Below are 12,923 nucleotides of genomic sequence, written 5' to 3'. Positions count from 1 at the left end.
TTGAACCTGTTAGGCGCCGGCTGCGACGATCTCCACCCAGTTCGCACCGTTGCCGCCCTCGCCGCGCGAGACGGGTGTGAGTGCGCCGCTGGCCGCGTCGACCGAATAGACCGAGACGTGCTGCGACTTCTCTCCGCACACCACGAGAAAGCGGCCCGTGGGGTCGATACGAAAGCCGCGCGGCTGCGTTTCGGTCGCGCTCGCGCCCACGTATTCGAGCGCGCCATCTTGCGCGACACGCAGCGTGAGAATCTGGCTCGTCGTGCGCTCGGAGACGTAGACGAAGCGCCCATCGGGCGAGACGTGGATATCGGCGGCCCAAACATTCTTCGCGAGCACCGCCGGGTCGGGCTGCACGGGGTCCGTGGGGCTCGGGCGCGCAAAGCCGTCGTTCAGATGCGCGAGATCGGCGGCGCGCGGCGAAACGTGCAGCGCCGCGAGCTTGCCCGTGTCGGCGTCGCGCGCGAAAGCCGCCACCGTCGCACGGAATTCGCTCAGCACGTACAGCACGTCGCCGCCCGGCGAAAAGCGCAGATGCCGCGGACCGAAGCCCGCGCCAAGATCGACCGCGCCGATTTCGACGAGGCGTCCTTCGTCTTCCAGCACAAAGGCGAACACGCGGTTGCTGCCGAGCGACGACGCATAGGCGAAGCGCCCATCGGCGGCAACGATGACGGCGTGCGCATGCTCGATGTCGCCGATCACCTGGAGCGGCGCGCCCCGCCCGTTCTCGAGATCGTTCGCGCCATACAGGCTCACGCGATGCTCGCCGTACGAAGCGCCCAGCAGGAAACGCCCCTTCGGCTCGGCGCACAGATACGCGAGGCTCGATTCAATTGGCGTCTGAACACGCGGCGTGAGGCCGCCGGTCTGCGCGTCGATGGCGTAGTCGTTGATGCGCTTGTCCGCGCCGCGCGTGGCCGCATAGAGGCTGCGGCGATCGGGCGAGAGCGCCATCGGCATCACGTTGTCCTGCGCGGCCACGCGCGCTTGCGGCGTGAGCGCGCCACTACGCGCGTCGAGATGAAACACGCCAATGTCGCCGTCTTTCGAATTCGCGACGTAGACGAAGAAGCGTTCGGGGTTCGGCTGGTTCATGGTGTGTGTTTCCTTCTCGATTGAGGGTTGCGCTCAGGTTCAGTGCGCACCGCTGTGAACCGGGTCATCGGCAAAGGCGCGGCGCGACGGCTTGTTGCGGGCGAGGAACGCGGCGGCGGCGGCAATGAGCGAGGTTACGCCCAGGCCGTAGAGGCCGCCCGTAATCGAGCCCGTATGCTGTTGAAGATAGCCGAAGGTCGCCGGCGCGACGAAGCCGCCCAGGTTGCCGAGCGAATTGATGAGCGCGATCACGCCGGCGGCCACACGGGTGTCGAGATAGCCTTGCGGCATGGGCCAGAACAGCGACGAAGCCGCCTTGAAGCCGATCGCCGAGAAGCAGATCGCCACGAACGAGAACACCGGGTCCGACGAGGTCGAAGCAAACAGGCCGCAGGCTGCGATCACGAGCGCGACGGCGAGCCACGCCTGCTGGAAGCGGTACTTCGCCGAGAGCAGCGCGAAGCAGTACATCGCGACGATGGCGATCATCCACGGAATGGCGTTGTAGAGGCCCACCTGGAAGTCGCTGAGGCCGCCCATCTTGCGGATGATTGTGGGCAACCAGAACGTGGCGGCGTAAATGGTGAGCTGAATGGCGAAATAGAGGAAGCAGAACAGCACGATCTGCGGGTCCCTCAAGAGGCGCAGCACCGGCACGTGCGCGCCCGTCGCCGCTTCGCGCTCGGCCTGCTCGCGCGCCAGGTAAGTTTCGAGCGCGCCTTGTTCGTCGCGCGTGAGCCAGTGCGCGTCGCGAATGCGCGATTTGAGGAGCACCCAGCTCACGCCGCACAGCACGATGGAAAAGCCGCCTTCGATCAGGAACATCCACTGCCAGCCCGCAAGACCCAGGCCGCGCACCGAAAGCAGCGCGCCCGTGACCGGACCCGAGAGCACCGAGGCGAACGCCGAGCCCGCGAGAAACACGGCCGCCGCCTTGCCGCGCTCCTTCTGCGGCAGCCACTGCGCGAAGTAATAGATCACGCCGGGAAAGAAACCCGCTTCTGCAACCCCCAGCAGAAAGCGCAGCACGTAGAACGAGGTGTCGCTGTGCACGAACGCCATGGCGCCCGCCACGACGCCCCACGTGCCCATGATGCGCGTGAGCCAGGCGCGTGCGCCATACTTTTGCATGAGGATGTTGGACGGCACCTCGAAGATCGCATAGCCCACGAAGAACAGCCCCGCGCCGAACCCATACGCCGCCGCCGAAAGGCCGATATCGGCCTTCATGTGCGCGCCAGCGAAGCCGACGTTCACACGGTCGATATAGTTCGCGATGAACATGATGAGGAAGAGCGGGAGCACGTGCCGCAGGACCTTGGCGCTAGCCGACTCCAGCAGGTCTTCATAAGCGTTGGCGGGGGCGGACATCGAGGTTGTCTCCTTTAGGCACGCGGATGGGATGCTTGTGGTACGTTGTCTGATGACATATTAAGCTTTCCTCACCCAAGGTCCAATATCGTGTTTACCCTGCTATGGAACGGGAATCATAGCCGACAAAGCTTGATTTTGCTTGCTTTCAGCCCCTCCCACACGCAAAAGATGCCTGCCGCAGGTGCTCGACAACCGCGATCTGGCGTATGATAGTTGTACGATGACTTAACTCACTGTAACGATGCTCGGAGACGACATGCAAATCACTGGCGACATGCTCATTGGAGGCCGCGCCGTGCGCGGCTCGGAAAAACCGCTCGCGGCGTTCAATCCCGCCACGGGCGAAGCGATCCCCGCGCCGGCCTTCGGCAGCGGCACGGCAGCCGACGTCGACGCCGCCTGCAACCTTGCCGCCGAGGCGTTCGACGCCTACCGCACGCTGCCCCTCGCCGTGCGCGCGGCGTTCCTCGAGCGCATCGCCGACGGCATCGCCGCGCTGGGCGACGCGCTCACCGAACGCGCCCACGCGGAAACCGGCCTGCCCAAGGCGCGCCTCGAAGGCGAGCGCGGGCGCACCGTCGGTCAACTGAAGCTGTTCGCGCGGGAAGTGCGCCAGGGACTGTGGCTCACGCCCACGCTCGACGCTGCCCTGCCCGAGCGCAAGCCGCTGCCGCGCGCCGACCTGCGTCTGCAGAAAATCGCGCTCGGCCCGGTCGCGGTGTTCGGCGCGAGCAACTTCCCGCTCGCGTTCTCGGTGGCGGGCGGCGACACGGCCGCGGCCCTCGCGGCGGGCTGCCCGGTGATCGTCAAGGCGCACGGCGCGCACCTCGGCACCTCGGAGATGGTCGGCCGCGTGATCCAGCAAGCCGTGCAGGACATGGGGCTGCCCGAAGGCGTGTTCTCGCTCATCGTCGGCGCGGGCCGCACCGTGGGCGAAGCGCTCGTCGCGCATCCGGCGATCAAGGCCGTGGGCTTCACCGGCTCGCGCGCGGGCGGCACGGCGCTCATGCGCATCGCCGCGAACCGCCCCGAGCCCATTCCCGTCTATGCGGAAATGAGCAGCATCAATCCCGTGTTCCTGTTGCCTGAGGCGCTCGCGGCGCGCGGCGCGGCCATCGCGCAGGGCTTCGTCGATTCGCTGGTGCTCGGCGCGGGTCAGTTCTGCACGAATCCCGGTCTGGCGATCGGCATCGAAGGGGCTGCGCTCGACCAGTTCGCGCAAGCCGCGGCGCAGGCGCTGGGCGTCAAGCCCGCGCAGACCATGCTCACGTCGGGTATCCATGCGGCTTATGAAGAAGGCGCGCGGCGTCTGGCCGAAACCCAGGGCGTGAGCGCGCTCGCGCAAGGTCAGGCCGCGAGCGGGCCGAACCAGGCGTTCGCCGCCCTTTTCGTGACCGACGCCCAAACCTTCCTCGCCCAGCCCGCCCTCGAAGACGAAGTATTCGGCCCGGCTTCGACGCTCGTGCGCTGTCAGGACGAAGCCGAACTGCTCGCTGTGGCCGAGCACTTCGCGGGCCAACTCACCGCGACGATCCAGATGGACCGCGCCGACGTGCCCGCCGCCATGCGCCTCGTGCCGATTCTCGAGCGCAAGGCAGGCCGCCTGCTCGTGAACGGCTTCCCGACCGGCGTGGAAGTCACGCACGCGATGGTGCACGGCGGCCCGTTCCCGGCCACTTCCGATAGCCGCGCGACGTCGGTGGGCACGAGCGCGATGGAGCGCTTCCTGCGGCCGGTCTGCTATCAGGACTTCCCGGCCGAGCTGCTGCCGCAGGCGCTCGCGGACGCCAATCCGCTCGACCTCTGGCGCCGCAAGAACGGCGAGCTGGTACGCGGGTAATCTCCTTCTCTCGATACAAATGAAAACAGCGGCCTCGGCCGCTGTTTTTCCCTGCACGTTCGAAGTTCAAACGCGCTACGCCTTTTCCCCCGACTCCGCCGCCGCACGGCGCAGCCGCTCGCGGCTGCTCGACAGATGCATGCGCATGGCCGCGCGCGCGCCTTCGGGATCGTGACGCGCGATGGCGTCGAAAATGCTTTCGTGCTCGCGGTTCACCAGCTCGGCGTAAGCCTGCGGATCGCGATGCGCAATGCCCGCCGAATCGACGCGACGGCGCGGAATCAACGCCGCGCCCATCTGCGTGAGGATATCGACGAAATAGCGGTTGCCCGTGGCGCGCGCCACCGAAACGTGGAATTCGAGGTCGGCGCCCGAGCTGTCGCCGCCCGTGCGGATGACGACGTCGAGTGCCTCGAGCGCGGCGCGCATGCCGGCCAGGTCGCGCTCGCTCGCGCGCTGCGCGGCAAGACCCGCGGCCTCCGTTTCGAGGCTGATACGCAGCTCGAGCACGGAAAGCACATCGTCCAGCGTGCTGGCCGGTACGACGTCGAGATCGAGCGGCTCGCGACGCGGCTCCAGCACGAAGCTGCCGATGCCGTGACGCGTTTCGATCACGGACATGGCCTGCAGACGTGAAATGGCTTCGCGCACCACCGTGCGGCTCACGCCCAGTTGCGTCATGAGATTGCTTTCGGTGGGCAGCTTGTCGCCGGGCTTGAGCGCGCGCGCGGCGATCTGCTCGTTGATGAAGTTGACGACCTGCTCGGCGAGATTGCGGCTACGCGCGGCGATGGGCGTGGCAAGCGACTCCGCCATATGAATCTCCTTGGCTTGATATGCGTATACCGTTCCATTATACGTTGTCGGACAACCACAGGAAAAGCGTGCGCGCAAGCGACTGAGGACATCCTACGACTGCGTGATGGACTCGATCCGGGGAGGCCTGAACATCGCATGAAATCCGTCTTGTACGATCCTCCATTTATTTCGTATTCCGATGTAATTCGCGGCTCGCTTCTCCCTCACGGGAAACGCATATCGTTGTGTTAGCAAACATATCGTGAAGTTGGGATCGGAGCAGATTTATTTGCGCATGCTGGCTGCACAAGTCGGCGTTCTCCGATACTCTCCACGAAAAGGTGCGCGCCCGGCCGTCATAGACATAGAAAAAGAATTCCCACGGACGACGCCTCAACTGATATCGAATCGCAACGCGTTTGTGCAGTCACATTCCGTACCGAGGGAATCATTGAGAAACCGCATCGTCTTCCTCATCCTTGCGCTCGCACTGCCATGGGCGCCGCTACTCGCGGCGCCGCCCGCCGAGCCCGCGCCTGACACGATGCAAGCCCGCGTGATGGGTTGCGCGGCCTGCCACGGCGCGCACGGCGAAGGCACCGACAACGACTACTTCCCGCGCCTCGCGGGCAAGCCGGCGGGCTATCTGTTCAATCAGCTCGTCGCCTTCCGCGACGGCAGCCGCAGTTATCCGCCCATGAACTATCTGCTGGCGTATCTGCCCGACGCGTACCTCAAGCAGATCGCGGAGTTCTTCTCGCAGCAGCACCCGCCCTATCCGCCGCCCGCCAAAGCCACCGTCGACGCGGCCACGCTCGCGCTCGGCAAGTCGCTCGTCATGAACGGCGACAGCAAGCGCAACGTGCCCGCCTGCGCAGACTGCCACGGCGGCACGCTCACGGGCATGCAACCGGCCATTCCGGGTCTCGTGGGCCTGCATCCGAACTACATCAGCGCGCAGCTTGGCGCATTCCGCTACGGCACGCGCCGCGCCGCCGCGCCGGACTGCATGCACGACATCGCCACCCGTCTCGCCGACCGCGATATCACCGCGATCGCGGCCTGGCTCTCGTCGCAACCCGCGCCTGCCGATACGACGCCAGCGGCGGCCTCGCCGCTGCCGCTCGCGTGCGGCAGCGTCCATAACTAGCCGGGGCCTCGACGTGCGCAGACTTCGATCCCTTCTCCCCACCTCGCTTCGCCTGTCGTTCGCGGCAGCCACGCTCTGCATGGGCGCCGCGGTCGCGCTCGCGCAAACGGCCGCGCCCAGCGCAAACGCAGCCGGCGCGGCCAGCGCCGCAGCAGCCGCAGCCGCGGCCAATGCCAAGCCGATCGCGAGCAACGCCGAGCAGATCGCACGCGGCGAATATCTCGCGCGCGCCGGCGACTGCATCGCGTGCCACACGGTGCCTTCCGAACAGATGTTCGGCGGCGGCCGTCCGATGGAAACGCCGTTCGGGACGCTCTACACGCCGAACATCTCGTCGGACAAGACGTTCGGCATCGGCTCGTGGACCGCCGATGAGTTCTACCGCATGCTGCACGAGGGCAAATCGCGCGACGGCACGCTGCTCTATCCGGCCATGCCGTTCGCGTCGTATACGAAGGTCACGCGCGCGGACTCGGACGCCATTTTCGCTTACCTGCTCTCCACGCCGCCCGTGCACAAGGAGAACCGCGCACACGATCTGCGCTTCCCGTATAACAAGCGCGCGTTGCTGCTCGGCTGGCGCACGCTGTTCTTCCGCCAGGGCGAGTTCAAGCCCGACCCGTCGCAGTCCGTCGAATGGAATCGCGGCGCGTACCTCGTGCAAGGCCTCGGCCACTGCACGATGTGCCACACGGCCATCAACGCGCTCGGCGGCAACTCGGCCTCGAAGGAGTTCCAGGGCGGGCTGATTCCCGTGCAGAACTGGTATGCGCCCTCGCTCACCTCGAACAAGGAAGCGGGCCTCGGCGACTGGAGCATCGAGGACATCGTCGATCTGCTGCACGCGGGCGTGTCCAAACGCGGCGCCGTGTACGGACCGATGGCCGAAGTGGTCTACGACAGCTTCCAGTACCTCACCGAAGACGACGTGCGCGCCGTGGCCGTGTATCTGAAGTCGCTGCCGGGCCACAACAACGAAGTCGACAAGTCGCCCAAGAGCACCTTCGTGACGGAGGAAGCCGCCCGACTCGTGCCGCTCGGCAGGAAGATCTACGAGTCGCAGTGCGCGGTCTGCCACGCGACCGAAGGCCAGGGCAAGCCGCCGCATTTCCCGCCGCTCGCCGACAACCAGTCCATTCAGATGAACTCGGCCGTGAACCCCATTCGCATGGTGCTCAACGGCGGCTATGCGCCGGGCACGCGCAAGAACCCCATGCCCTATGGCATGCCGCCCTTCGCGCAGTCGCTCTCCGATGAAGAAGTGGCGGCCGTTGTCACGTATATCCGCACGGCGTGGGGCAACCACGGCACGCCGGTTTCCGAACATGAAGTGAACGCGCTGCGTTCCGCGCCGCTTTTCTGAGGTCGCGATGATCGAAACTCCCGTACCCGAACAACCGGGCGAGCGCCCGCAACACGAACAGGTCGACGAGATCGTGGCCAGCGGACCTGGCGGCGCGCTCGCGGTAGCGGGCATCGCCACGGCGATCGTGGCCGCGCTCTGGTTCATCTTCTACTTCGTCGTGTTCCTGCCGCGCGGCGTCATCCAATAGACCAGACAGACCAGAAAAGGCCGGCCTCATGTCGAATCCGCTCGATAACCATGCCAGTGCCGAAGTCGCCGCGCGCGTCGAGCGCCGCTGGGCGACGCTCATGGTGGCGTTCGTCTCCCTGCTCGTGGCCGTGGTGGTGTTCACGGGCCTGCACTGGGCCATGATGCCGCCCTCGCGCGTGGAACTCGTCAATCCGGAAACGCTGCACGTGTCCGGCGAATTCGTCGAGTCGAACCTCGGCAGCGCAGTCGAAACCGACGGCTCCGTGACGGTGCGCATTCTCGCCCAGCAATATTCGTTCACACCGCAATGCATCGTCGTTCCCACGAACACGCCGATTACGTTCCGCGCGACGAGCGCCGATGTCGTGCACGGCTTTCTCGTCACGGACACCAACCTGAACTCGATGGTCGAGCCGGGCTACATCTCGACGTTCCGCACGACCTTCGACAAACCCGCCGACCACCTGATGCCATGCCACGAATACTGCGGCACGGGCCACCAGGGCATGTGGGCCCACGTGAAGGTCATCGACAAGGATGCCTTCATGCAGATGGCGAACCAGGCAGGCAATTCAGCGCGGAGACTCAGCTGTGTTAAATAACAAGCGACTCGTACTCGCCCACTTCTGGCTCGCGTTCATCGTGTTCGGCGTGGCGTTGCTGCTCGGCGCGTGGCAGATGTTCGTGCGCAGCCCGATGCACCCGTGGCTGGGCGACCCCGAGCTTTACTACCGCTCGGTCACGGAGCATGGCACCGTGATGGGCTACGTGTTTCCCACGCTCATCGCCATGGGCTTCGGTTACGCGGTAACGGAACTCGCGCTCAAGCGCCCGCTCGTGGGCGTGCGCTGGGCCTGGCTCGGCTTCATCCTGCTCGCGCTCGGCGCCGTCACGGCTTCGGTGCCGGTGGCGCTCGGGCTCGCCTCGGTGCTCTACACGTTCTATCCGCCGATGATCGGCAACGTGTTCTATTACCTGGGCGTCGTGCTCGTCGTGGTGGGCTCGTGGGTCTGGGTCGCGCTGATGGGCGTGAACACCGCGAAATGGAAGCGCGAGAATCGCGGCAAGCCGCTGCCGCTCGCCATGTTCGCGACCACGGCGGGCGCGTATCTCTGGGGCTGGACCGCGGTGGGCGCGGCCATCGAAGTGCTGTTCCAGATCCTGCCCGTGGCCTTCGGATGGCGCAATACCATCGACGCGGGCCTCGCGCGCGTGTTCTTCTCCTGGACGCTGCACGCCATCGTCTACTTCTGGCTCGTGCCCGCCTATATCGCGTACTACACGATCATCCCGCGCGCGATTGGCGGCCGGCTCTACAGCGACGTCATGGCGCGCATCTCGTTCATCCTGTTTCTCGTGGTGGCCATGCCAATCGGGCTGCACCATCTCTTCACCGATCCGCAGGTGGGCTCGGGCTTCAAGTTCGTGCAGTCGGTGTTCACGGCGCTCGTCTCGGTGCCCACGCTCCTTACCGTGTTCACGATCTGCGCGTCGGTTGAAATCGCCGGGCGGCTACGCGGCGGCAAGGGGCCGTTCGGCTGGATCGCGAAGCTGCCGTGGCAGAACCCGCAAATGCTGGCCGTGGCGTTCTCGTTCGTCATGCTCGGCTTTGGGGGCGCGGGCGGCCTCATCAACATGAGCTACCAGCTCGACCAGCCCGTGCATAACACGCAGTGGATCACGGGCCACTTTCACCTGATCTATGGCGGGGCGATCGTCATCATGTACTTCGCCATCGCCTACGACCTGTGGCCGCAGATCACCGGCCGCGCGCTCAACAACTGGCGTCTCATGCGCTGGCAGTTGTGGCTGTGGTTCATCGGCATGATCGTGACGACCTTCCCGTGGCACCTGGTCGGCATCATGGGCATGCCGCGGCGCATGGCGTACTACGATTACAGCGACCCGGCGCTAGCGGGCCAGGGCGCGCTCGTGGCGCTTTCCGCATTTGGCGGACTGATCCTGCTGATTTCGGCGGTGCTGTTCTTCACCGTGCTGCTGCAGGGGCATCGCGGCGAGGCGGTCGCGCCCGAGGAATATCGCTTCAGCAAGCCGGTGCACGAGTCGGCCACGCTGCCGGTGGCGCTCAATAGCTTCGGGCTGTGGGTCGTGCTGATGATCGCCCTCACGATCACCAACTACGGCTACCCGATCGCGCAGCTGCTGGCGACGCCCGAAACGGCCGTGCCCGCGATCCCGATTGGAGCGCAGCGATGAGCGACGAACGCCTGTTCTCGTTTCGCAATGTGTGGTTTCGCGCGGGCGTAGGCACGGCGATCGTCGTGTTCGTCGTCTCCGTGCTGATCGGCTTCATCTGGCTGCCTTCCGCCAAGAGCGACCCATATTTTCAGGGCATCTGGACGGCGATCTGCAGCGCGGCCGGCGTGCCGCGCCAGTGGCATCCGGTCGAATCGGCGGTCGCACCGGGCTACCAGCTGAGTCAGGTCGAACTCACGCCGCACATGCTCGATGGCGCAACCAGCCTCTCGATTGGCCGCGGCGCGACCCTCGCCTTGCGTTGCACGATGTGCCATGGCCCGCGCGGCATCAGCATGGCCAATTCGCCGAATCTGGCGGGTCAGTTCGCCATCGTGGTCTTCAAGGAACTGCACGACTTCCAGACGGGAGCGCGCCAGAACGCGGTGATGTCGCCCATGGCGCGCGATCTGTCCGACGAGGACATGCGCGACCTCGCGGCCTACTACGCCTCGCTGCAGCCGATCGCGCACCTGCATGGCGGCGCGCCCGGCATCGTGGCGCACGGCGCGCCGCTGCGCAATATTCCCGCGTGCGCGGCCTGCCATGGCGGCGTGGACAGCAAGATCGGCAGCCCGTGGCTCGACGGCTTGCCGGCCGCGTACACGAAGGCGCAACTGCTCGCGTTCGCGAACGGCACGCGCCATAACGACATTTCCGAGCAGATGCGCAATATCGCGCGCAACATGACGCCCGAGGAAATCGACGCGGCCGCCGCCTGGTACGCTGGCGAAACGCCGCCGCAGCAACCCTGAACCCAACCACGCGGGGCATGCAGCGGTATGCAAATTGCGCGCCCTGCACGTCCCTCATCCCACAAACGCGGAGCGACATCATGCAAAAGACGGCATCGGCAAAATGGCACGGCGGCATCAAGGACGGTCAGGGCACGATCTCGACGCAAACCGGCGTGCTCAAAGAGGCGCCCTATGGCTTCGCCTCGCGTTTCGAAGGCGGTCCCGGCACCAACCCCGAGGAGCTGATCGGCGCGGCGCATGCGGGCTGTTTCACGATGGCGTTCTCGCTCTTTCTCACCCAGGCGGGCTTCACGGCCGAGAGCATCGAGACGAAATCGACCGTCACGCTCGACAAGGTGGGCGAAGGCTTCGCCATCACGAGCTGCCAGCTCGACATGACCGCGAAGATTCCCGGCATCGATCAAGCGAAGTTCGACGAGCTTTCGAAGGGCGCCAAGGAGAACTGCCCGGTGTCGAAGCTCTTCGCCAACAACGCGAAGATCACGCTCAACGCGACGCTCGTCGCCTGAGGGCGCGCTGCAAGTGCATGCCTACTGCCGGCTCGCACGCGCCACGCGTGCGTTGTCGGCTCCATCGATGTGAGACTGCCATGGCCATCCCCCACGCCGCGCCGGGCGAGGTGTTCGACGCGCGACCGCTAGGCGGGGCGCTCAAGAACACGAAGTCGACGACCTTGATCCGCGCGCAGCAACTCGAAGTGATGCGCATGGTGCTGCCGGCGGGCAAGCGCGTGCCCGAGCACAGCGTGCCGGGTGAGATCACGGTGCAATGCATCGAGGGCGTGATCCGCTTCTTCGTGAACGGCGACCCGCGCACCATGCATGCGGGCGACATGCTGCTGCTCGGCGGCGGAGAAACGCATGCGCTGGAGGCGCTCGACGACGCCTCGGTGATCGTTACGATCCATCTTGCCCCCACAGGCAAGTAGCCGCGGCTCGACGCATCGATCGCGTCCGGCACGCCCCGCTAACTCGTTCGAAACTTTCGAACATCTGCATCGAGTCCTTGGCACGGCAAACCGTGCCCACGGAACGATCATGGGTTCGTACGCAACCGCGTTCAGACAACCCACGGAGTTCCGCGATGAAATCCTTACGCACGCTCAAGCGGCTCGGCGCCGCCCTCTTCTGCGCCGCGGCCCTGGCGCCGGCCCTGCCCACAACAGCGGCTGCCGCTGCGCAATCCGCCGCGATCACCCGGCACGACATCGAGGCAAACGGCCTGCGCCTGCATTATCTGCAGGCTGGCAGCCAGCAGAACGACGCCACCCCGGTGTTGCTGCTGCACGGTTATGCCGAGACCAGCCACATGTGGCAACCGCTCATGGCACAGCTAGGTGAGCAGCGAGTCGTGATCGCGCCGGACCTGCCCGGGGCGGGCAATTCGGACATTCCGGCCGGCGGCTACGACAAGAAGACGCTTGCGCAGGATATCCACGCCATGGTGCAGGCGCTCGGCTATCGCAAGGTCAAGCTCGTGGGTCACGACATCGGGCTGATGGTCGCGTATGCCTATGCGGCGCAATACCCCGGTGAAGTCGAGAGCATCACGCTCATGGATGCCTTCCTGCCCGGCGTAGGCGACTGGCAGAAGGTCTGGCTGCTGCGCGACAAGTGGCACTTCAACTTCTATGGGCCAACGCCGCTCGCGCTCGTGGAAGGTCGTGAGCGCGTCTACTTCGAGCACTTCTGGAACGATTTCGCTGCGGACCCGAAGCACTCGGTTCCGGAAGCGGACCGCGAACGCTATGCAGCCGCCTATGCGCGCCCTGGCCGCATGAAGGCCGGCTTCGAATACTTCCACGCGTTCCCGCAGGACGCAGCCGATTTCGCCGCGTTCGCGAAAACGCCGCTTACGATGCCGATGCTCGTACTGGCTGGCGAGAAGGCGTCCGGCACGTTCCTCTTCGACCAGGCTCGGCTCGTGGATACGAACGTGCAGGGCGTCGTGATCCCGGGCGCAGGGCACTGGCTCATGGAAGAAGCGCCGGCCCCCACGATGGCTGCGATCGAGCAGTTCGTCGACAGCACGCCGGCACACTAAAGCGCGACGCAACATCCTGTCCGCGAGCCGGCCAAAATATCACCGGGTCGC

The 12,923-nt window shown here is 65.7% G+C and carries 13 protein-coding genes; 10 read left to right on the top strand and 3 right to left on the bottom strand.

Going from position 1 to position 12,923, the window contains the following annotated elements; translation table 11 throughout:
- Nucleotides 1-9: 9 nt before the first annotated feature.
- Nucleotides 10-1,098, bottom strand: a complete 1,089-nt coding sequence (locus JMY28_RS10720) for a lactonase family protein (RefSeq protein WP_201695865.1) — start codon at nt 1,096-1,098, stop codon at nt 10-12.
- A gap of 39 nt (nt 1,099-1,137) precedes the next feature.
- A complete protein-coding gene (locus JMY28_RS10715) occupies nt 1,138-2,469 on the bottom strand; it encodes an MFS transporter (protein ID WP_201695864.1) in 1,332 nt (443 codons plus the stop codon).
- Nucleotides 2,470-2,728: 259 nt separating this feature from the next.
- On the opposite strand from JMY28_RS10715, the gene JMY28_RS10710 reads away from it, so the two are divergent.
- Nucleotides 2,729-4,312, top strand: coding sequence for an aldehyde dehydrogenase (NADP(+)) (locus tag JMY28_RS10710; protein ID WP_201695863.1), 1,584 nt, complete (start codon nt 2,729-2,731; stop codon nt 4,310-4,312).
- 75 nt (nt 4,313-4,387) lie between these two features.
- Here the strand turns inward: JMY28_RS10710 and JMY28_RS10705 are convergent, their stop codons facing one another.
- Nucleotides 4,388-5,128 carry a FadR/GntR family transcriptional regulator gene (locus JMY28_RS10705; RefSeq protein ID WP_201695862.1) on the bottom strand — a complete coding sequence of 247 codons (741 nt, stop codon included), beginning with the start codon at nt 5,126-5,128 and terminating at the stop codon, nt 4,388-4,390.
- Nucleotides 5,129-5,654: 526 nt separating this feature from the next.
- On the opposite strand from JMY28_RS10705, the gene JMY28_RS10700 reads away from it, so the two are divergent.
- The 9 genes from JMY28_RS10700 (at nt 5,655) to JMY28_RS10660 (ending at nt 12,872) form a co-directional block, all read left to right on the top strand.
- On the top strand, nt 5,655-6,260 hold the full coding sequence (locus JMY28_RS10700; protein WP_201696003.1) for a c-type cytochrome: 606 nt from the start codon (nt 5,655-5,657) through the stop codon (nt 6,258-6,260).
- Between the two features lie 79 nt (nt 6,261-6,339).
- Nucleotides 6,340-7,623 (top strand): c-type cytochrome, encoded by a 1,284-nt coding sequence (locus JMY28_RS10695; protein ID WP_201696002.1) that lies wholly within the window; start codon nt 6,340-6,342, stop codon nt 7,621-7,623.
- Nucleotides 7,624-7,630: 7 nt separating this feature from the next.
- On the top strand, nt 7,631-7,813 hold the full coding sequence (locus JMY28_RS10690) for a hypothetical protein (RefSeq protein ID WP_028206326.1): 183 nt from the start codon (nt 7,631-7,633) through the stop codon (nt 7,811-7,813).
- Between the two features lie 28 nt (nt 7,814-7,841).
- Nucleotides 7,842-8,417: a cupredoxin domain-containing protein gene (locus tag JMY28_RS10685; protein ID WP_201695861.1), complete on the top strand. Its 576-nt coding sequence runs from the start codon at nt 7,842-7,844 to the stop codon at nt 8,415-8,417.
- Complete coding sequence (locus tag JMY28_RS10680) at nt 8,407-10,032, top strand: cbb3-type cytochrome c oxidase subunit I (protein ID WP_201695860.1); 1,626 nt, start codon at nt 8,407-8,409, stop codon at nt 10,030-10,032. The genes JMY28_RS10685 and JMY28_RS10680 overlap by 11 nt, the downstream gene beginning before the upstream one ends.
- Complete coding sequence (locus tag JMY28_RS10675; RefSeq protein WP_201695859.1) at nt 10,029-10,826, top strand: c-type cytochrome; 798 nt, start codon at nt 10,029-10,031, stop codon at nt 10,824-10,826. Before JMY28_RS10680 ends, JMY28_RS10675 begins: the two co-directional genes overlap by 4 nt.
- An 80-nt stretch (nt 10,827-10,906) precedes the next feature.
- On the top strand, nt 10,907-11,338 hold the full coding sequence (locus JMY28_RS10670) for an OsmC family protein (RefSeq protein WP_201695858.1): 432 nt from the start codon (nt 10,907-10,909) through the stop codon (nt 11,336-11,338).
- Between the two features lie 80 nt (nt 11,339-11,418).
- Entirely contained in the window at nt 11,419-11,757 is a 339-nt protein-coding gene (locus JMY28_RS10665) for a cupin domain-containing protein (RefSeq protein WP_201695857.1), read from the top strand.
- A 155-nt stretch (nt 11,758-11,912) separates the two neighbouring features.
- Nucleotides 11,913-12,872 carry an alpha/beta fold hydrolase gene (locus JMY28_RS10660; RefSeq protein WP_201695856.1) on the top strand — a complete coding sequence of 320 codons (960 nt, stop codon included), beginning with the start codon at nt 11,913-11,915 and terminating at the stop codon, nt 12,870-12,872.
- Nucleotides 12,873-12,923: the final 51 nt, after the last annotated feature.

Origin of the sequence: Paraburkholderia hiiakae (genome assembly GCF_904848665.1) — a bacterium.
Classification (GTDB): Bacteria; Pseudomonadota; Gammaproteobacteria; order Burkholderiales; family Burkholderiaceae; genus Paraburkholderia; species Paraburkholderia hiiakae.
The sequence above is the reverse complement of the archived record's forward strand: the minus strand, read 5'-3'. Positions and strand labels throughout refer to the sequence as shown.